Below are 21,180 nucleotides of genomic sequence, written 5' to 3' on the forward strand. Positions count from 1 at the left end.
CACCCTCCACCGCGTCACCAGCGCCGCCGAGCCAGCAGGGAGCGACACCGACCGTGGACACATCCGTCGAGCAGATCGTCGAGGCGCTGCGCGAGTCATTGCTCGAGAACGAGCGGCTGCGCCAACGACACGACCAGGTCACCGAGGCGGCGCGGGAGCCCGTCGCGATCGTCGCCATGAGCTGCCGCTACCCCGGCGGCGTCAGCACGCCCGAGCAGCTTTGGCGGCTGGTCGACACCGGCACGGACGCCGTGGGCGACTTCCCCGCCGACCGCGGCTGGGACGTCGACGGCATCTACGACCCCGACCCCGACGCCCCCGGCCGCACCCACGTCCGCGAAGGCGGGTTCCTGTACGACGCGGCCGAGTTCGACCCCGGCTTCTTCGGCATCAGCCCGCGCGAGGCCCTCGCCATGGACCCGCAGCAGCGGCTGCTGCTGGAGACCGCCTGGGAGGCGTTCGAACGCGCCGGCATCGACCCGCACACCCTCAAGGGCAGCCGCACCGGCATCTACGCGGGCGTCATGTACCACGACTACGGCAGTTGGCTCACCGAGGTCCCGGAGGGCGTCGAGGGCTACCTCGGCAACGGCAACCTGGGCAGTGTCGCCTCCGGCCGCGTCTCCTACGTCCTCGGCCTGGAGGGGCCCGCCGTCACCGTCGACACCGCCTGCTCCTCCTCGCTCGTCGCCCTCCACCTCGCCGTGCAGGCCCTGCGCACCGGCGAGTGCGGCCTGGCACTCGCCGGCGGCGTGACGGTGATGTCCACCCCCGACACCTTCATCGACTTCTCCCGCCAGCGCGGCCTCGCGCTGGACGGCCGCTGCAAGTCCTTCGCGGAGGGCGCGGACGGCACCGGCTGGGGGGAGGGCGCCGGCCTGCTCCTGCTGGAACGGCTCAGCGACGCCCGGCGCAACGGCCACCGCGTGCTGGCCGTGGTGCGCGGCACCGCCGTCAACCAGGACGGCGCCTCCAACGGCCTGACCGCCCCGAACGGCCCCTCCCAGCAGCGCGTCATCCGCGCCGCCCTCGCCGACGCCCGCCTGGAGCCCCGTCAGGTGCACGCCGTCGAGGCCCACGGCACCGGCACCCCGCTCGGCGACCCGATCGAGGCGCAGGCCCTGCTCGCCGCCTACGGCCAGGACCGCGCCGAGCCGCTGTGGCTGGGCTCGGTGAAGTCCAACATCGGGCACACCCAGGCCGCCGCCGGGGTGGCCGGCGTCATCAAGATGGTGATGGCCCTGCGGCACGGCCGGCTGCCGAAGACCCTGCACGCCGAACAGCCCACCTCCCAGGTCGACTGGGAGGCCGGCGCCGTCGAACTCCTCACCGAGGCCCGCGACTGGCCCGCCGACGGCGAGCCCCGCCGTGCCGCCGTCTCCTCCTTCGGCATCAGCGGCACCAACGCCCACGTCATCGTGGAGGCCGCCGACGAGACCGAGCCCCGCACCGCGGAACCCGCCTGGACCGGCCCGCTCCCGCTGGTGCTGTCCGGCAACGGCACCCAGGGCCTCGCCGCCCAGGCCCGCAGCCTCCTCGACCACCTCACCACCGGCGCCGGCCCCGTCCCCGACATCGCCCGCACGCTCGCCACCGGACGCGCCGCACTGGCCGAACGGGCCGTCGTCACCGGCGCCGGCCTGCCCGCCCTCACCGCGGGCCTCACCACCCTCGCCGAGGGCGACGACACCGCGCCGAACGTGGTGCGCGGCCGGCCGGCCGGCGAGTCCCGCATCGCCTTCCTCTTCCCCGGCCAGGGCTCCCAGTGGCCCGGCATGGCCGCCGACCTGCTCGACACATCACCGGTGTTCGCCGCCCGCATGGCCGACTGCGCCGCGGCCCTCGCGCCCGTCACCGAGTGGGACCTCGTCGAGACGGTGCGGGCGCGGCAGCCGCTGGAGCGGGTGGACGTCGTCCAGCCCGTGCTGTGGGCGATCATGGTGTCACTCGCCGAGGTGTGGCGCGCGCACGGGGTCCGGCCCGCCGCCGTCATCGGCCACTCCCAGGGCGAGATCGCCGCCGCCTGCGTGGCCGGCGCGCTCTCCCTCGCCGACGGCGCCCGCGTCGTGGCCCTGCGCAGCCAGGCCATCGCCCGGGAACTCTCCGGCCGCGGCGGCATGATGTCGGTGGCCCTGCCCGACGCCCGGGTGCGCGACCTCGTCGCCCGCTACGAGGGCCGGGTCGCGGTGGCCGCCGTCAACGGTGCCTCCTCCGTGGTGCTGTCCGGCGACGCCGACGCCCTGGACGAACTCCACGAGACGATCGTGGCCGGCGGCGACCGCGCCAAGCGGCTCCCGGTGGACTACGCCTCGCACAGCGCCCACGTCGAGTCGATCCGGGAGCGGCTGCTCGCCGACCTGGCGGACGTCCGGGGCCGGCCCGCCGAGGTGCCGTTCTACTCCACCGTCACCGGCGCCCGGCTCGACACCACCGGCCTGGACGCCGGCTACTGGTACACCAACCTGCGGCAGAGCGTGCTGTTCGAACCGACCACACGGACCCTGCTGGACGCCGGGTACGGGGTGTTCGTCGAGTGCAGCCCGCACCCCGTGCTGCTGCACAGCGTCGAGGAGACCGCCGACGCCGCCGGCGCCGACATCACCGGCCTGGGCTCCCTGCACCGCGACGACGGTGGCCCCGAGCGCCTGCTGACCGCCCTCGGCGAAGCCTTCGTGGCCGGCGTCCCGGTGGACTGGACACCCGTCTTCGGCGACCTGCCGGTCCGCGCCGCCGACCTGCCCACCTACCCCTTCCAGCGCGAGCGGTACTGGCTCGGCCGGTCCGCCACCACCGGCGACGTCACCGCCGCCGGCCTGGAGACCACCGGCCACCCGCTGCTGGGCGCCGCCGTCCCGGTCGCCGAGGGCGGCACCGTGTTCACCGGCCGGCTCTCCACCGCCACCGCGCCCTGGCTGGCCGACCACGCCGTGTCCGGCACACCCCCCTGCTGCCCGGCACCGCCCTGGTGGAGCTGGCACTCGGCGCCGGCCACGACCTCGGCTGCGGGCACCTCGCCGAACTCACCCTCCAGGCACCGCTGACCCTGCCCGACCGGGGCGCGATCCAGCTCCAGTTGCACGTGGCCGCCCCCGACGACACCGGACACCGCGCGCTGACCGTCCACTCCCGCCCCGAGGGCGCCGACGGCACCGCCTGGACCCGGCACGCCACCGGCCTGCTCGCCCCGCGGACCACCGCGCCCGGCTTCGACCTCACCGCCTGGCCGCCCCCGGGCGCGGAGCCGGTACCGGTCGAGGACGCCTACGACCGCCTGGCCGGCCTCGGCTACGACTACGGGCCCGCCTTCCAGGGGCTGCGCGCGCTCTGGCGGCGCGGCGACGAGACCTTCGCCGAGGTCGAACTGCCCGTGGAAGCCGACGCCTTCGCCCTGCACCCGGCCCTGTTCGACGCCGCCCTGCACGCCGACGGCCTCGTCACCGACGGCCAGGACACCGCCCGGCTGCCCTTCTCCTGGACCGGGGTCTCGCTGTACGCGGCCGGCGCCACCGCCCTGCGGGTCCGGCTGCACGGCGGCGAGACGCTGTCCCTCCAGCTCGCCGACCCCACGGGCGCCCCGGTCGCCGAGGTCGAGGCCCTGGTCTCCCGGCCCGTCGACGCGGCGGCGCTCACCTCCACGGCCCGCGTGGACGACCTCTACCGCCTGGACTGGCCCGCCCTGCCCCTACCCGCCACGCCCGCACCGGAATACGCCGTGCTGGACGAACGGGGCCCGGCCGCACTGGACTCCGTGCCCGACTGGGTGGTGCTGGCGGCCGGCGGCCACGACGACCCGGTCACCGGCGCCCGCCTGGCCACCGAGCGGGTGCTGGCCGCCGTACAGGACTGGCTCGCGGACGAACGCACCGCCTCCGCGAGCCTGGTGGTGCTCACCCGGGGCGCCGTGGCCGTGGGGGAGGAGGACGTCACCGACCTGGCGGGCGCCGCCGTGTGGGGCCTGGTCCGGGCCGCGCAGGGCGAGCACCCCGGGCGGTTCGTGCTGGTGGACGGGGGCGATGCCGCCGCCGCGGTGGCCGCCGCGGCGGCTGGCGGCGAACCCCCAGCTCGCCCTGCGCGACGGCACCGCGCACGTCCCCCGGCTCGCCCGCACCGCACCGCCGGACCGGGTCCCGCCGCTCGACCCCGAGGGCACCGTACTCGTCACCGGCGGCACCGGCGTCCTCGGCGCCGTGGTCGCCCGGCACCTGGTCACCGAACACGGCGTGCGCCGCCTGGTGCTGGCCGGGCGCAGCGGCACCGCGGCCGACGACTTCGCCGGCCTCGACGCGGAGATCGTCGTGGCCCGCTGCGACGCCGCCGACCGCGAACAACTCGCCACCCTCCTCGCCGGGATACCACCCGAGCGCCCGCTGACCGCGGTCGTCCACCTCGCCGGCGTCCTGGACGACGGCCTGCTGACCGACCAGACGCCCGACCGCCTGGACGCCGTCCTGCGGCCCAAGGCCGACGCCGCATGGCATCTGCACGAGCTGACGCGCGACCTCGGTCTCACCGCGTTCGTCCTGTTCTCCTCCGCCGCCGGCACGGTCGACGGCGCGGGCCAGTCCGGCTACGCCGCCGCCAACGCCTTCCTCTCGACGCGCTGGCCGCCCACCGCAGGCACCACGGCCTGCCCGCGCACTCGCTGGCCTGGGGCTTCTGGGAGCAGCGCACCGGGCTGACCGCCCACCTCACCGACGCCGACGTGGCCCGCATGGCCCGCGCGGGCGTCCGCCCCCTGTCCACCGAGGAGGGCCTGCGCCTGTTCGACGCCGCCCTGGCCGCCGACGAGCCGCTGCTGCTCCCGATCGGCCTGGACCTGGCCGTCCTGCGCCGCGCCCCGGAGGTCCCGGCCGTGCTGCGCGCCCTGGTGCCCGCTCGTGCCCGCCGTACCGCGGCCTCCCGCACGGACTCCGCGTCGCTCGCCGACCGGCTCGCCGCGCTCGGCCCCGACGAACGCGACGCGGCCCTGCTGGAGCTGGTCCGCACCCAGGTCGCGGCCGTCCTCGGCCACGGCAGCGACATGACGCTCGACCCGCGCCGCTCCTTCCGCGAGGTGGGCTTCGACTCGCTGACCGCCGTGGAACTGCGCAACCGTCTCGGCACCGCGGTGGGCCTGCGCCTGCCCGCCACCCTGGTCTTCGACCACCCCGACGCGGGCGCGCTCGTGCGACACCTGAAGACGGAACTGTTCGGCGCGCCGGCCGAGACCGAAGTCGCCGTGCGGGAACGGGAAGCGGACGAGCCGATCGCCATCGTCGCCATGGCCTGCCGCTACCCCGGCGGCGTCAGCACCCCCGAGGAGCTGTGGCGGCTGCTGGCCGACGGCGGCGACGGCATCGGCGCCTTCCCCGCCGACCGCGGCTGGGACCTGGACGGCCTGTACGACCCGGAGCCGGGCAAGGCCGGCCACTCCTCCACCCGGTCGGGCGGATTCCTGTACGACGCCGCCGACTTCGACCCGGACTTCTTCGGCATCGGCCCGCGCGAGGCCCTGGCCATGGACCCGCAGCAGCGGCTGCTGCTGGAGACGTCCTGGGAGGCGCTGGAGCGGGCCGGCATCGACCCGCACTCCGTGCGCGGCAGCCGTACCGGCGTGTTCGCGGGCGTGATGTACCACGACTACGGCAGCCGCCTGCACCGCGTCCCCGAGTCCGTGCGCGACTACCTCGGCAACGGCAGCCTCGGCAGCGTGGCCTCCGGCCGGGTCGCCTACACCCTCGGGCTGGAGGGCCCCACGCTCTCTGTCGACACCGCCTGCTCGTCGTCCCTGGTGGCGCTGCACCTGGCCGCCCAGTCGCTGCGGCAGGGCGAGTGCACCCTCGCACTGGCCGGCGGGGTGTCCGTGATGTCGACCGTGGAGACGTTCGTGGACTTCAGCAGGCAGCGCAACCTCGCCGCCGACGGCCACGCCAAGTCCTTCGCCGACGCGGCGGACGGCACGGCCCTGTCCGAGGGCGCCGGGATGCTCGTCCTGGAGCGGCTGTCGGACGCCCGGCGCAACGGTCATGAGGTGCTGGCGGTGGTGCGGGGTTCCGCGGTGAACCAGGACGGCGCGTCCAACGGGCTGACGGCGCCGAACGGTCCGTCGCAGCAGCGGGTGATCCGGCAGGCGTTGGCGTCGGCCCGGTTGTCGGCCGCGGACGTGGATGTGGTGGAGGCGCACGGGACGGGGACGACGCTGGGTGATCCGATCGAGGCGCAGGCGCTGCTCGCCACCTATGGTCAGGGTCGTGGATCGGGTGTCCCGTTGTGGCTGGGGTCGGTGAAGTCCAATATCGGGCACACGCAGGCCGCTGCGGGTGTGGCGGGTGTCATCAAGATGGTGTTGGCGATGCGGCACGGGGTGCTGCCGAGGACGTTGCACGTGGACCGGCCGTCGACGAAGGTCGACTGGGAGGCGGGGCAGGTTCGGCTGCTGACCGAGGAGCGGGACTGGCCGGTGGCCGGCCGCCCGCGCCGGGCGGGCGTCTCCTCCTTCGGCATCAGCGGCACCAACGCCCACACGATCATCGAAGAGGCACCGTCCGAGGAGCCGGTGCCGGACCCGCGGCCGGCGCCGGCCCCGCTGCTGCCCCTCGTGATCTCCGGCGCCACCCCCGAGGCGCTGGCCGCCCAGGCCGCCCGGCTGCGCGCGGTCGCCGACCGGCCGCTGCCCGACCTCGCCCGCTCCCTGGCCACGGAGCGCGCCGCCCTCACCCACCGGGCCGCCGTCGTCGCCCGCGACCGGGACGAACTCCTCGCCGCACTCACCGCGCTGGCCGACGGCACCGCCACGGACAGCGTGGTCCGCGGCCGGCCCGGCACCGGCGGGACCGCCTTCCTCTTCACCGGCCAGGGCGCCCAGCGCCCGGGCATGGGCCGCGGCCTGTACGCCGCCCACCCCGTCTTCCGGCAGGCGCTGGACGAGGCCTGCGAGGCGCTCGGCGCCCACCTCGACCGCCCGCTGCGGGACGTGATGTGGGCCGAGCGCGGCACCGAGGCGGCCGGCTCGCTCGACCACACCCTCTACACGCAGAGCGCCCTCTTCGCCGTCGAGACGGCCCTGTACCGGCTGCTGGAGTCGCACGGCGTACGGCCCGACCTGCTCGCCGGCCACTCCATCGGCGAACTGGCCGCCGCGCACGCCGCCGGGGTCTGGAACCTGGCGGACGCCGCCCGGCTGGTCGCCGCGCGCGGCCGGCTGATGCAGGCACTGCCCGCCGGGGGCGCGATGCTCGCCGTCGACGCCACCGAGGAGGAGGTGCTGCCCCACCTCGGCCCCGAGGTGTCCGTCGCCGCCGTCAACGGGCCCCGCGCCGTCGTCGTCTCCGGCACCGAGGCCGCCGTGGACGCGGTCGCCGCGGCCTTCACCGGCCGCCGCACCAAACGGCTGCGGGTCAGCCACGCCTTCCACTCCCCGCTGATGGACCCGATGCTGGCAGAGTTCGAGAAGACCGCCCGCGAACTGCGGTACGCGCCGCCTGCCCGCCCCGTCGTCTCCAACGTGACCGGCGCGCGCGCCGGCGAGCACGAGCTGTGCGACCCCGCGTACTGGGTCCGGCACGTCCGCGAGGCGGTCCGCTTCGGCGACGGCGTCCGCGCGCTGGAGGCCGACGGCGTGCGCAACTTCATCGAACTCGGCCCCGACGCCGTCCTGTCGGCCATGGCCGCGCACGCCGTCACCGACGCCGAACGGTCGGCCTTCGTCCCGGCACTGCGCCGCGACCGCGACGAGGAACAGACCTTCGCGGCCCTGCTCGGCACCGCCCACGTGCGTGGCGTGCCCGTCGACTGGCGGCGGGTGTTCGCCGGCACCGGCGCCCGCCGCACCGACCTGCCGACCTACGCCTTCCAGCGCCGGCGGCTGTGGCTGGACGACGAGCCCGGCGCGGTCGCGGACGCGGGCGGTCTCGGGCAGGCCCCGGCCGGGCACCCGCTGCTCGGCGCGGCCCTGGAGCTGGCCGGCGACGACCGGGTGGCCCTGACCGGCCGCCTCTCCCTGGCCACCCACCCCTGGCTCGCCGACCACGCCGTGGCGGGTGTCGTCCTCGTCCCGGGCAGTGCCTTCGTGGAACTGGCCCTCCACGCCGGCGACCGCACCCACCGCCCGCACGTGGAGGAACTCACCCTGGAACGCCCCCTGGTCCTGCCCGAGCACGGCGCCGTCCACCTCCAGGTGGCCGCCGCGGCCCCGGACGCCGACGGCCGCCGGCGCCTCACCGTGCACGCCCGCCCGGAGGGCGCGGACGGCGCGTGGACCCGGCACGCCACCGGCGTCCTCGCCCCGCGCACCATGCCCGAACCGGCCGCCGCGACCCACTGGCCACCCGCCGGAGCCGTCCCCGTCGACATCACCGGCACCTACGACCACCTGGCCGAACAGGGCTATGCATACGGCCCGTTGTTCCGCTGCCTGCGCGGTGCGTGGCGGCTCGGCGAGGAGGTCTGGGCCGAACTCGCCCTGCCGGACGCCGACGCGGCCGACGGGTTCGCACTGCACCCGGCGCTGCTCGATTCCACGCTGCACGCCATCGACCTGCTCGACGGCCAGGATCCGACCGTGCTGACCCTGCCCTTCTCCTGGGAGGGCGTCACCCTGTACGCGACCGGCGCCACGGCCGTGCGGCTACGCCTCACCCCGCACGGCACCGACCACATGACCCTGCGCCTGTACGACGGCGCGGGCGCACCCGTGGCCGAGGTGGGCTCGCTGCGCATCCGCCAGGTGACCGCCGAACAGTTGACCGCGGCCACGCCGGAGCCCGGCGACCTGTTCCAGGTGCGCTGGACCGAACTCCCGGTCGCCGCCGACGGATCCGCACCCGCACCCCGCACCCTCACCCTCACCGCGGACACCGACCCCGGCGCCGCACCGCCCGCGGCGGCCCGCGAGACCGCCGTACAAGCCCTCACCGCGCTGCGCCGCCACCTCGCCGACGCACCGGACGACGCACCGCTGGTGGTGCTGACCCGATCCGCCGTCACCGTCCACGCCGACGCCGCGCCCGACCCGGCGCAGGCCGTGATCTGGGGCATGGTGCGGGCGGCGGCGGTCGAGCACCCCGGCCGGTTCGTGCTCGCCGACACCGACGGCGACCCCGCCTCGGCCGCCGCCCTCCCGGCCGCCGTCGCCACCGGCGCACCCGAACTGGCCCTGCGCTCCGGCACGGTGTACGTGCCGGAGCTGGCACGGGTCACCGACCCGGAGCAGGGCCGGGCGCCCGCCCTGGACCCGGCGGGAACCGTCCTCGTCACCGGCGGCACCGGCAGCCTCGGCCGGCTGCTGGCCCGGCACCTCGTCACCCGGCACGGCGTACGCCATCTGCTGCTGGCAGGCCGGAGCGGGCGGCTTCCCGAGCCCGGCGCCCTGGACGAACTGGCCGCCCTGGGCGCGACGGTGACCGTGGCCGCCTGCGACGTCACCGACCGGACCGCGCTCGGCGCCCTGCTGGCGTCCGTGCCGGCCGAGCACCCGCTGACCGTCGTGGTGCACGCCGCGGGCGTCCTGGACGACGGACTGCTCACCGACCTCACCCCCGAGCGGCTGGCCGCGGTGCTGCGGCCCAAGGCCGACGCCGCCTGGCACCTGCACGAGCTGACGCGCGACCTCGACCTCGCCGCGTTCGTCCTGTTCTCCTCCGCCGCCGGCACCCTGGGTGCGGCGGGCCAGGCCAACTACGCCGCCGGGAACGCCTTCCTGGACGCCCTGGCCGCGCGGCGCCGTACCGAAGGGCTGCCGGCGCTCTCGCTGGGCTGGGGACTGTGGGACACGGGGCAGGGCATGGCGGCCGGGCTCGGCGAGCCCGAGTTGCGCCGGCTGGCCCGCGACGGCATCCTGCCGCTGCCCGCCGACCGGGCGCTGGCCCTGTTCGACCGCGCGCTGACCGCCCAGGGCCCCCCGGCCGCCGACCGGGCCCTGCTGCTGCCGGTCCGGGTCCAGGTCACCGAGGACGCTCCCGCTCTGGTCCGGGGTCTCGCCCCCGCGGCCGAACGGCGCACCGCCCGGGTGGCGGCCACCGCCGCGCCCGCGTCCGTCGAACCGCTGCCGCGGCGGCTGGCCGGGCTGGGCGCCGCCGACGCCCTTCGCCTGCTGGTGGAGACGGTGTGCGGACACGTCGCCGACGTCCTCGGACACGGCTCCGGCAGCGCCGTCGACCCCCAGCGCTCCCTGGGCGACCTGGGCGTGGACTCGCTGGCCGCCCTGGAGCTGCGCAACCGGCTCGGCGCCGACACCGGCCTGCGCCTGTCCACCACGCTCACCTTCGACTACCCGACCTCCGACGCCCTCGCCCGGCACCTCTTCGCGGAGCTGGGCGGCGACACCTCCGCCGGGCCGGTCGACATCGAGGCCGAAGTGGTGCGGCTGGAGGCGGCGCTGGGCGCGGCGCTGGACTCGGCCGCGCTGGACGAGGAGCAGCGGGCCCGGGTGGCCGCCCGGCTGCGCACCCTCAGCGCACGGTGGGACGGCACCGGGGAGTCGCCGGAGAGCGGGACCGGGCACACCGGCGGGACGGGTCTGGAGACGGCCACGGCCGACGAGCTCTTCGACATCCTGGACGACGAACTCGGGAGCTTCAACTGACCGTACGGCGGACAGGACGCGGCCCCACCGGTGACACCACCGGTGCGGCCGCGCTCCGTTCCGTTCTCCCTGTTCCCTGGCCGGTGCGGCGCCGGGCCCGCTCAGCCCGCGGACGAGTTGGTGCAGGCCCAGCGGTCGGACAGCTTCGGGATGCGATGCTCCAGCATCTTCGACGGCAGCTCCGAACGGCTGGCCACGTTCAGCTTGCGGTAGACCCGGGTGAGGTGCTGCTCCACCGTGCTGATCGTGACATGCAGGCGGGCACTGATCTCGCGGTTGGTGTAGCCGAGCGCGGCCAGCCCGGCGACCCGGCACTCGGCGTCGCTGAGGATCGCGGGGCCGCCCTCGGACTCGGGGGCCTCGGGTCGTACCGGGTCCTCCAGCAGGTGGGCATCGACCGGCGACTCGATGCGGCAGGCCTCGGCCTCCCGGGCCGCCTGCCGCGCCACCAGCCGGGCCCGGGCGTACTCACCGAGCTCGTAGTGGGCCGCGGACAGGTCGGCGTACGCCTGGGACAGCGCGTAGCGGTCGCCGCACGCCTTGAGCAGGTCGATCGACTCGCGCAGCAGCGAGGCCCTGCGGTGCGGCTTGCAGGTCGCGGCCAGCAGGCGCAGTGCCATGGCCCGGGCGCGGGAACTGTGGCCGCCGGGCAGCCGCAGTTGCTCCTCGGCCCATTCGCGGGCCGTGCGGGCCTTGCCGATCCGCAGGTTCGCCAGTGCCAGGTCGGACCGCCAGGGGATGCCCTTCTGCAGACTGGGGTTACCCTCGCGCAGCAGCCGCCCGCAGGTCTCGAAGTCGCCCAGTGCCGCGAAGGGCCGGTCGGTGGCGAGATAGTGGTGACCGCGGGCACGCAGGTACTGGATGCCGAACACGGTGCGGAACATGGGTTCCGGCACATCGTGCCGGAGCAGTTCCTCCGCCTCGGCGTAGGAGCCCATGGCGGTGTGCGCGCAGATCGCCGTCGCCAGCGGGAGGCCGATGAGCACCCCCCAGCTCGGGGCGGCCAGAATGCCGAGCGCGGCGAGCGCGCCCTGCGATGCGGCGGTCACGTCCCCCTGGAGCAGGGCGATCTCCGCCCGGACGGAGCCGAGCAGGGCCTGCCAGGTCGTCGCCCGGTGCTCCACGGCGCACTCCAGCAGTCCGTCGCAGGCCTCGGCGGCGATCGCGGGCCGGTCCGCGTGGGCGATCGCCAGCAGCGACATCGCGACCAGCTCGAGGTTCAGATGGTCCAGTCGGTGCCCTTGGAGGGCCTGGGCGACGGCCGCCGCGGACTCGTCGGTGGCCTCGCCGCCGATGAGTGCGGCCACCCGCGAGGTCAGTCCGCCGGAGTGGGCGCGCACCTGCCGGGGTCGTGGGCCGAGGCCGGTGACCGGGGCGCCCCTGCCGGGGAGCGCGACGCCGTAGAACCACTGACGGACGAATTCCACCTCGGCGACGATCTGGGCGTCGGCGGGCGACTGGGCGTTGACGAGCGTGGTCACGGCCTGGGCGGCCAGCTCGGTGTCGCCCCGCCACAGCAGGTACCGCAGGACGGTGGCGGTGTCCCGCATGCTCAGCTTGCCGTCCAGCGCGGCCTCGCGCAGCGGTTCCAGATGGGGGCCGGCCGCCGCCGGGTTGGTGCGCCACTCCGCGCGCGCCAGGGCCACCGACAGGGCGTGGCGTTCCTGCTCGTCGGCGCAGTCGCGCAGGACCAGACCGAGATAGTCGGTGCAACGCTCCACGTCGTCAGCGGCCAGCGCCTGTTCCGCGGCGGCGCGCAGGACGGCGGCGCCCCATTGCGCCGGGACGAGGTCCGCGGCGTGGAGGTGACGTGCCACCTCGACGGCGCGGGCGCCGGAACGATACAGCAGGTGGGCTATCCGGCCGTGCAGTTCGCCGCGGGCGGCGGCGTCCATGTCCTCCAGGACGGCCGCGGCGGCGGTCGGGTGCCGGAAGGCGTGACCGTCCAGCAGGCCGGAGGAGTTGAGGACCTCCACGGCTTCCTGGGTGCCGGCGGGTGTGGTGCCGGCCAGCTCGCCGACGGGCACCGTCTCCGCCAGGGTGCCGAGTGCGGCCAGGGCCCGGGCCACCCGGACCTGGCCCGCTTCGCCGCGGTGCAGCAGCGACAGCACGGCCTGGCGGTAGGCGGCGCCGGCGATGGGCCGGCCGATCTCGGGGCCGAAGCGGGTGCTGTCGTCCAGCAGGGCGTGCACGAGCAGCGGGCTGCCGGCGGTGGCCCGGTGGTAGGCGGTGCGCACGTGTCCCGGCAGGACCCGTCCGGCCTGGGCGGCGAGCAGTTCGCCGACGCCGGCCTCCGACAGCGGGGCCAGCCGCACCCGGCGGTGCGGCTGGCGGAGCAGCTCGGTGTGGGCGGCCGAGCGTATCTCGCCGAAATGGCCGGAGGTGGCGCACACCACGAGCACCCGCCGGGAGCGGCTACGGCGCAGCAGGTGGACGACGGTTCGGAGCGAGGCCTGGTCCATGGTGTGGGCGTCGTCCAGGCCGATGACCAGGGGACGTTCGTCCGGGACGAGGTGCAGCAGCGTTTCGGTCGCCTCATGTGCGGCGGGCGCCGGGAGGGCGTGCGGCCCGGGGGCCCAGGAGCGTCGGTTCTGCGCCGGGGAGTTCACCGCCGAGGACGCGTGGTGTGATATTGCGCACTCCGCCTCCGCGTTGCGCATTAATTGCCCGACCAGGCTCATCGGCTGTTCTCGTTCCGCCGAAGAGGCCGTGGCCGTCAGTACGCACACGTCGGTGCCGTTCAGGGTGGTGAGGAATTCATGCATCAGCTGGGTCTTGCCGGATCCGGGGCCGCCCGTGATGATCACGAGTCGGCCGTTTCCCCGCCTGGTGTCGGTGAACGCCTCGGACAGGGCGTGCAGTTCTCTCGAACGGCCGAAAAGGTGCATCGTGGGTCCCCCCCCTGGATTTTTTTCCCCGAGCCGGAACGTGCGCCGTTTCCCTCGCGCGGGCGCGGCGCCACACAACGCTGCGGGGAGAGTCTGTGAGGACGACGGCGCCGCGGCAAAGGCGGCGCGCCGCACCGGTCCGGCCTCTGGCGCACAGCTTCTGACCGGCGGCGAAGCGTGCGCGCGTCCGCCGGAGTGATCCGTGCCCGCATCACGCGAGAGGCGTCGCATCCTCTGGTCTCCCGTTTATGCCGCGTACCGCGGGCGGACCCCAATGCTGCGTCACATTGTTGTTCCGATGCTTACCGCCGGTACGGCCGCGAAGCGGCCCGAAGTCCACGGACCGAACGGTTTCAGCCAATTGCTGGCCGAGATTGATTCGATTGTCCGCAGCTTTGCTGGTCGAGTCCCGAATTGAAGATTAGATGCTTATAGCACGTAGAAACCGTATCTGTCTATGTTAACGTTGTCAACCATCGTCCGATAGGGGTCAACTGTGGTCAGTGAGGGGCAACTACGGTCATGTCGATGTCCCTTACCTACTGTCTCGACGGTCCGCCGAGACGTCTATTTACAGTCCGTTGATTTACCGGACGGTTAAAGAAAGGAACCGGACATCACTCGTCGGGCAGGGGGAGCGACCGCCGGCGGCTGTCGGTAAGTCAGGTAGGGCCTGTGGAGCCGCTGTTTTGGCGATGTGTGCCGTATTGCGTCCACCAAGGCCACCCAAATTATCTGAATCAGAGGGTGTATGTCCGTTTGGCGTCCATGCGTGCTGGGGACGGCGGCTCCGGGATGCTGCCAGTGGAGACCGCCGTGGCGTCCGGCAACGGCAGCGGCCTGCGGGCTGCCGGCGTCGGGCCGGCCCGAAGGGCGCTGGTACGCGACGGGTTCACCGAGCAGGACGTGAACCGGGTGATCGCCGCCCTGAAGGCGATACCCGCGTCGCAGACGGTCCAGGAGCGTACCGCGCCGGCCCGGGAGGCCGTGCAGTCCTACGGGGAGCGTGCGGCGCGCGGGGCCCCGCAGGCAGCCGGGCTGGCGGCGGGGCCCCGAGATCCCTGACCGCACACCTCATTGAATAGCACCGGGGGGCCGCTTCGCCCCCACCGGCGGATCGCGCGCTGGGGGACCATCCGCCGTACGGGGAGTCGGTGACCTGCTCGACGCGGAATGTGTGCGGGCGCCCGCACTGCTGCCCGGGTCGCTTCGGCCGGTCGTTGCCGCGAGTTCGGTGGCCGATCGGCCGCCGAACCGGTGCGTTACGCCGAGTGACTGCTCTCGGTGCCGGTCGGCAGGTGCGCTGCCGGCCGGCTCACCTGCCCGCGCGGCTCCGGCCGCCGTCGGAGCCGGCCGCCGATTGCTCCGGAGCCGTAGCCCTTGCCGCCCAGGACATGGGTGAGCCGCACGCGGGGGCGTCACGGGCCGATGCGGGGCACCCGGATCGCCTCCGTCGCAGCGGTGAAGTGGGCGCAGCGGTCGTTGGTGTTGCCGCCGGTGAGTGTGAAGGCGAGTGGGCGGCCGTCGCTGTGGTCGTCGCTGCTCAGGCCGCCTGGGGAGCCCCGGGGCGAAGCCGGATCGACGGCGCGGCGTGCGGGCACCGTCGATCCGGAATACCAGCTCTGAGGGGTTGTCAGCTTCCGACGTGGATGCCGGGACGCTTTTCGGGGTCGGCCTCGTTGCTGCGGATGATTTCGCGTGTGACCGGTGCGGTGTCGCCGCGGCCGAGCAGGAAGTAGCGGAACATGTGCCTCAGCGGGCTGCCTTCGGCCCAGGCGAAGTAGCAGTGCGGCCGTACTCCGGTGGCATCGCGCAGGGCGAGCAGGATCGCGGCGATGGCGTTCGGGGCAGCCGGTGCCTCGGCGCGCAGGATGCGGTAGGTGTCGACTTCGACGCCGTGCACGGTGAGGGTCTCGCTGAAGTCGGACGGGTCGACTACGTCGATCTCCAGGAAGAGGATATCGGCCGGGCCGGGCACGGGGTTGGTGCCGCGCTGTTCGCGTTCCTTGGCGCTGTATTCGGCGCTGTCGCCGGCTTGACGCCGGTTGGCGATGATGTTGATGGCGTTGTCGTGGTCGAGAGTGTCGGTGATGAACCGGCGGGCGGCCTCGTCGAAGACGATGCGGTCCGCGCGCAGCTCGGTGGTGCGCGAGACACGGGATATCAGCGACACGAGGATGATGCCGCCGATGAAGCAGGCGGAGATGGCGATGCCGTCGGGCTTGTCGACGATGTTGTACACCAGGGCGTAGAGAAGGATCAGGGTCAGCAGGCCGAACCCGGCCGCGGCCGGCCGCCGGCCGTGGCGTGCGGCGGCGATGGTGACGGCGAGGGCCCCCGAGACCATCATGGCCAGGATCCCGGTGGCATAGGCGCCGGCCTGGGCGTCGACGTCGGCGTCGAACGCGATGGTGATGAGGACGCACAAGGCGGTGTAGACGAGGACGACGGGGCGTACCGCACGTCCCCATTCGGGGGCCATGCCGTAGTCGGGCAGGTACCGGGGCACGATGTTGATCAGCCCTGCCATGGCGGACGCGCCGGCGAACCACAGGATCAAGATGGTGCTGATGTCGTAGACCGTTCCGAACGCTTCCCCGACGCGTTCGTGGGCCAGCCAGGCCAGGGCCCGGCCGTTGGCGTCACCACCGGCCTCGAACTCCTTGTGCGGGATCAGCACGGTCGTCACGAAGCTTGAGGAGAGCAGGTAGACGCTCATGACGAGCGCGGCGGTGGAAAGGAGCCTGCGGGTGTTGCGGATCCGCGAGCGCAATTGCTGCTCGTCGTCGGCGCCGTCGGCGGAGATGAGCGGCATCATGCTCACCCCGGTCTCGAAGCCGGACAGTCCGAGGACCAGCAGCGGGAACGCCAGGAGTGCGGGAGTCATCAGGTCGCCGAAGCCGCCACCGCCCTCGACGAGCGCGTCCGTCCATGCCGAGAACGCCCCCGGCGTGGTGAACACGTCCACCAGGCCGACAGCGATGACTATCGCGTTGAGGGCCAGGAAGAGGGCCACCAACGGGATGGCCACGCTGACCGCTTCGCTGAACCCGAGCAGGAACACCCCTCCCAGGATCAGCAGGAGCGCCACGGTGAGAGCCACCTCGTGACCGTGCAGCGCGGCGGGGAAGAAGGGGTTCTGCATCACGTGGACGGAGGCGTCCGCGGTCGACAAGGTGATGGTGATGAGCCAGGACGTGGCCACGAAGCCGAGCAGGACCAGCACGAAGAGCTTGCCCCACCAGAACGGCAGCAGGTCCTCCAGCATCGCCACGGACCCGGCGCCGCGCGGGCTCGCCTTGGCCACCCGCCGGTACATCGGCAGCATTCCCAGCAGGGTCAGCGCCACGATCAACAGCGTCGCCAGGGGCGAGACCGCCCCGGCCGCGAGCGCGGCGATCGCCGGGACGTACGCCAGGCTGGAGAAATAGTCGACGCCGGTCAGGCACATCACTTTCCACCAGGCGTGCTGCTCGCTGTGACTCTCGCCCGCTGCCCGGCCGACCGGTTGCACGCGATGACGAAGCAGCCACCGGGCCACCCTGCTGCTCGGCTGCGGCAGCAGAGCGGGACTCTCCACCACTTCCGGCACCGCTGACTTCTCATTGGCGTTCCGCATGTCCCGCAACAACCTTCCTGCCTGCCCTACGGTCCGGCCACCACTGCGACGGCACGGACGACGATCACCGAGTATGGGCCTTCCGGGTACTGCCACTGCCCACCGGGCCGGAACACATGCGGCTGCCCGCGTCTCCGCCCTGCTCGGCAACAGCGCGCGTGCCGCCGTCCGGTCGCTGCGGGCGGTCCGGACGCCTGGTGGGACTGGCCCGCGGAACACACACCGACCACGTGCGGACGCTGATGTCGGGCAGCACCGGGCCGGCGCGCAACCGCAGGCCCTCTTCCCGCCGCCAACGGGTCGGCGCCCGGGTGCGGGACCTCCTCGAACAAGGGGCGCAGTCGCGCTTCGGCCGCTTCCTGACCGAGCGCGAGATCGACGGCGGGCAAGCCCTACCCCATCCATCGCCCGGCCTGAACCCGGTGGTGGCGACGGAGGGGAGGGAGTGGGGTCATCGGTACTCAGCCGAAGGCCGAGAAGGTGCCCCCTGCCTGTTCCAGGCGCTGCACGGGCGGCCGCAGACCGCTCCAGTCCAGTGCCTGCCGCGCTCGACGCTGCGCTTGCTCGGCCGCACTGCGTGTCTCCGCCAGGACGTCGCCGCGTTCCGCGACCAAACGGCCGTAGATCGGCGGATGCTCAGATATCTCTCCAGCAGTCATAGCACCTGATCATGCCTTGTCCGACCGAACCTTTTCGCCGCCGGCGGGTGAGTGACGGATCCGGGCGACATGGAGCCGGCCCGCCACCAGGCTCCACCGGAGTTGGATCGGATCACGGACCTGTACGCAACGTCCGCCGGAGCCGCGGAGGCGGAAGAAGCAGTTGCCGTCGCGAGAGCGGCCGTTGCGATGACCAGACCGCAGGCAACGCGGAGTGCCGGAGGCGGCGATGGACAGTGAGCGCACCGGGACTTCCTTCCTGTCCTGCCGGGGAAAACCCGGAGTGCCGGACATGCCTGTGCGGGATCCCTGCGCCCGGCCGGAGACATCGGCGCGTGCCCGGTGGTCGGATGCAGGGCGCAGAGGCTATGGAACGGCCCGTTGCCACAGCTCTTCCGTGGGGCTGTGTGGGCCGCCGGCGGTCATTCCCCGTGGGGGACTGGGGTCAGGGCTCTGGTGGCGAAGTGCCGCAGTTGGGCCCGCATCGCGTCCCGTGGCACGCTCTCTTGCCCGGCCAGGTGCTCGACGAGATCGGCTCGGGTGGCCGCGAGCAGGGCGTGGGCGGTGAAGTCGCTGTCGGCCATGCCGGGGATCTGATCGAGTACCGCTCGGAGCAGGCCGTGCCACCGCTCGTAGTGCTCTGCCTGGTACGGGCTGGCGCTCCCGCTCTCCTCCAGGGCCAGCGCGAGGCGGCGGTTGTCGAGCTTGAAACACAGGACGGCGTCGAGCAGCGCGGGTACGCGCCGCTCCGGCGGGGTGGCGGGCCCCAGGGGCGGCGGGCCGGTCTCGACGGCCTCTCTGACCGGCTCGAGCCGCGCCTCGTACAGGGCGCGCAGCAGCCCGGTGCGATCGCCGAACGCGCGGAAGAGCGTGCCCTTGCCCACGCCGGCCGCCGCCGCGATGCCGGCCATGGTGACGTCCTCGGGACTGTCGCAGCGGGCGAAGAGGGCGTCGGCGGCCGCGAGCACGGCCTCCCGGTTGCGGACGGCGTCCTTGCGGGACTTGCGCTCGGCCACGCGGTTCCTCCTGTTTGCAAAGCGGACCATGGGTCCGTATCGTCAAAGCGGACCCGAGGTCCACATTTTACGAGATGGAGGACACCCATGTCCGTACCGACTCCTCCGGCGGATCTCTATCGCCACAGCCTGCGGCTGCTGCTGGCCAAGGACATCGCCGGCTGGATCGACCTGTGGGCCGAGGACGGCGTCATGGAGTTCCCCTTCGCCCCCGAGGGCCGGCCCGGGCGGCTGGAGGGCAGGGAGGCCATCGCCGCCTACATGCGCCCCTACCCCGACCACATCGACCTGCACGACTTCCCCGGCCTGCGGATCCACCGGACCACCGATCCGGAGACCATCGTGGTCGAGATGCGCGGCGTCGGCCGCCTGCTGCAGACCGACAAGCCCTTCGAGATGACCTACATCGCCGTCGTCGCCGTCCGGGACGGGCGCATCACCTCCTACCGCGATTACTGGAACCCCCTCGCCGTCCTGCAACCCGGCACCGACTTCACCGGGAGCAACCGATGACCGCCACCGGCACCACTCTCGTCATCGGCGCCACCGGCACCACCGGCAGCCGCGTCACCGCGCTGCTGACGGCTGCCGGTCACCACGTCAAGGCCGCCAGCCGTCACGCCACCCCGGTGCCGGGCGCCGAACCGGTCCACTTCGACTGGCGCCGCCCCGACACCCACGCCGCCGCGCTCGACGGTGTCGACCGCGTCTACCTCGTACCGCCCCCGGGAGACCCCGATCCCGCGGCGATCATGCTGCCGTTCCTCCGGCGGGCCAGGACCGCGGGGGTGAGGCGCGCGGTGCTCCTCAGCTCCTCGGCCGTCCCCGAGGGCGGCCCGGCGGTAGGAGCGGTGCACCGGGCCCTGCCCGCGCTGTTCGACCAGTGGGCGGTGCTGCGGCCCTCCTGGTTCCTGCAGAACTTCACCGGCACCCACCCGCACGCGGTGAGCATGCGCGAAGAGGGCGTCGTCCGGACCGCGACCGGGAGCGGCCGGGTCGGCTTCATCGACGCCGGGGACATCGCGGCCGTCGCCGTCCACGCCCTGACCGACGCCCGCGCCCCCGACACCGACCTCGTGCTGACCGGACCGGAGGCGCTCGGCTACGACAGCATCGCCGCGATCATCACCGAGACCACCGGCCGACCCGTGGTCCACCAACGGCTGTCGTACGAGGAGATGTGTGATCGCCTCACGGGACTGATGCCACCGGAGTTCGCCACCATGCTTGCCGGCATGGACCGTGCCATCGCCGAGGGGGCGGAGGACCGCGTCACCGACACCGTCCAGCGCATCACCGGGCGTCCCCCGCGGACCTTCCGCGCCTTCCTGGCAGCGGAGATGGGATGCAACAGTTGATGTCCGGGAACTCCTGACGGGATGCGCTGAGCGTGCTTGGGCGCCATGATTCCGGTGAGCTCGACGCCGAGGTCGTCATCGCGAGCACCTTCTGCAACGGTCGACTCGGCCTCTGCCTGGTGCGCCGAGACCTTGAGGACTGGGCGAACGCTCCGGAGTTCAACACCCAGTTCCCGGTTCCCCTGATCACGGTGCAGGGCGTCCAGGGCGGCCCCGCTGTCCTTGCCGATCGGCCGGTACGGTTCCCACCCGCAGCGCCTGCGCGAACAGTCGCGCCGGCGCGGCACGCTCGGCTCAGACCGGCCGGGCTCGGGCGCTCGCGCGGGCCGGTCGGAGGGGAGGGCGGACCAGGCCGCGAACCGCGAGAAGCGCGGCAGCACCGGCGGACGGCCCATTCTTCTCCCCCGCGGCGAAGCCCGGCTGCCCGGATGCCCCGACGGCGGCCCGGGCGAGTTCCCGCCGTCTGGGCGCGCACGCTGCCCGCCCGACCGGCACTCGGCGGTGCACCGGACGGTACGGCGCCGGTGTGCCGGTGAGCGCTCAGCCGTCGGCCTCGCTCCGCCGTGCCCGCAGCGCACGCCGCTGCTTCGCGGTGAGGCCGCCCCAGACGCCGTCGTCCTCTCGGTGCCGTAGTGCCCAGGCGCGGCACTCGCGCACCACCACACACCTGAAGCAGCAGATCTGCCTGGCCTGCTCGATCTGCGCGAGAGACGCGCCTTCCTCACTGATCGGGAAGAACAGCTCGGGATCCTCGCCCCGACAGGCCGCCCATGTATGCCAATCCACAGTGCCCTCCACCTGGTCGGACGCACGGTCGTGCGGTCCGGAGCCCACGGGCAGCCGGGACCGCACGGCGTGTGCAACACGTCGCAGACCCGGCAGAGTGCTGACCAAAATATGCCAGTCCGGTAGGATTTTTCCAGACCGGGAGCCAAGAGAATGCCCCTTTTCGCGGGGCGAGTGAGCGTGGCCTCGGCACAGGTGCCCTGGGTGCTTGACTCCAGCGATCCGGGCACGCGGGACGCGGAACGGACCCTGGTGGACCCGAGTGAGGACGGTGCCGTGATGACCCCATTCGA

At 73.7% G+C, this 21,180-nt stretch carries 9 protein-coding genes and 2 pseudogenes; 5 read left to right on the plus strand and 6 right to left on the minus strand.

Annotated elements, in window-relative coordinates; translation table 11 throughout:
* Positions 1–53: 53 nt before the first annotated feature.
* Positions 54–10,561 (plus strand): annotated as a pseudogene (locus tag D9753_RS39755) (SDR family NAD(P)-dependent oxidoreductase).
* Between the two features lie 101 nt (positions 10,562–10,662).
* Here D9753_RS39755 and D9753_RS32085 read toward each other — a convergent pair.
* Positions 10,663–13,449 (minus strand): AAA family ATPase, encoded by a 2,787-nt coding sequence (locus D9753_RS32085; RefSeq protein WP_121790170.1) that lies wholly within the window; start codon positions 13,447–13,449, stop codon positions 10,663–10,665.
* A gap of 768 nt (positions 13,450–14,217) precedes the next feature.
* Between D9753_RS32085 and D9753_RS32090 the strand changes: the two are divergent.
* Positions 14,218–14,508, plus strand: a pseudogene (locus D9753_RS32090) (type III polyketide synthase); the annotation flags it as partial.
* A 359-nt stretch (positions 14,509–14,867) separates the two neighbouring features.
* Here D9753_RS32090 and D9753_RS32095 read toward each other — a convergent pair.
* From D9753_RS32095 to D9753_RS32110, 4 genes are all read right to left on the minus strand, one after another.
* Positions 14,868–15,050, minus strand: coding sequence for a hypothetical protein (locus D9753_RS32095; RefSeq protein ID WP_121790171.1), 183 nt, complete (start codon positions 15,048–15,050; stop codon positions 14,868–14,870).
* 32 nt (positions 15,051–15,082) lie between these two features.
* Positions 15,083–17,068: an APC family permease gene (locus D9753_RS32100; RefSeq protein WP_121790172.1), complete on the minus strand. Its 1,986-nt coding sequence runs from the start codon at positions 17,066–17,068 to the stop codon at positions 15,083–15,085.
* 461 nt (positions 17,069–17,529) lie between these two features.
* Positions 17,530–17,727, minus strand: a complete 198-nt coding sequence (locus D9753_RS32105) for a hypothetical protein (protein ID WP_121790173.1) — start codon at positions 17,725–17,727, stop codon at positions 17,530–17,532.
* A gap of 422 nt (positions 17,728–18,149) precedes the next feature.
* Positions 18,150–18,743, minus strand: a complete 594-nt coding sequence (locus tag D9753_RS32110; protein WP_121790174.1) for a TetR/AcrR family transcriptional regulator — start codon at positions 18,741–18,743, stop codon at positions 18,150–18,152.
* A gap of 87 nt (positions 18,744–18,830) precedes the next feature.
* Here D9753_RS32110 and D9753_RS32115 point away from each other — a divergent pair, with 87 nt between their 5' ends.
* The 3 genes from D9753_RS32115 to D9753_RS39545 are packed head-to-tail and all read left to right on the plus strand — an operon-like array spanning position 18,831 to position 20,637.
* On the plus strand, positions 18,831–19,256 hold the full coding sequence (locus D9753_RS32115; RefSeq protein ID WP_121790175.1) for a nuclear transport factor 2 family protein: 426 nt from the start codon (positions 18,831–18,833) through the stop codon (positions 19,254–19,256).
* Complete coding sequence (locus D9753_RS32120) at positions 19,253–20,101, plus strand: NAD(P)H-binding protein (protein WP_121790176.1); 849 nt, start codon at positions 19,253–19,255, stop codon at positions 20,099–20,101. The genes D9753_RS32115 and D9753_RS32120 overlap by 4 nt, the downstream gene beginning before the upstream one ends.
* A gap of 32 nt (positions 20,102–20,133) precedes the next feature.
* Positions 20,134–20,637, plus strand: a complete 504-nt coding sequence (locus tag D9753_RS39545; RefSeq protein WP_394346779.1) for a hypothetical protein — start codon at positions 20,134–20,136, stop codon at positions 20,635–20,637.
* A 4-nt stretch (positions 20,638–20,641) separates the two neighbouring features.
* On the opposite strand, the gene D9753_RS32125 is transcribed toward D9753_RS39545, so the two are convergent.
* A complete protein-coding gene (locus tag D9753_RS32125; protein WP_121790177.1) occupies positions 20,642–20,887 on the minus strand; it encodes a WhiB family transcriptional regulator in 246 nt (81 codons plus the stop codon).
* Positions 20,888–21,180 lie beyond the last annotated feature (293 nt).

The sequence above is a fragment of the Streptomyces dangxiongensis genome (genome assembly GCF_003675325.1).
Classification (GTDB): domain Bacteria; phylum Actinomycetota; class Actinomycetes; order Streptomycetales; family Streptomycetaceae; genus Streptomyces; species Streptomyces dangxiongensis.

What these genes read in the sequence shown, in the direction of transcription:
- D9753_RS32085 (WP_121790170.1), bottom strand. Translation starts at nt 13,449, where the DNA reads ATGCACCTTTTCGGCCGTTCGAGAGAACTGCACGCCCTGTCCGAGGCG.
- D9753_RS32100 (WP_121790172.1), bottom strand. Translation starts at nt 17,068, where the DNA reads ATGCGGAACGCCAATGAGAAGTCAGCGGTGCCGGAAGTGGTGGAGAGT.
- D9753_RS32105 (WP_121790173.1), bottom strand. Translation starts at nt 17,727, where the DNA reads ATGACTGCTGGAGAGATATCTGAGCATCCGCCGATCTACGGCCGTTTG.
- D9753_RS32115 (WP_121790175.1), top strand. Translation starts at nt 18,831, where the DNA reads ATGTCCGTACCGACTCCTCCGGCGGATCTCTATCGCCACAGCCTGCGG.
- D9753_RS32120 (WP_121790176.1), top strand. Translation starts at nt 19,253, where the DNA reads ATGACCGCCACCGGCACCACTCTCGTCATCGGCGCCACCGGCACCACC.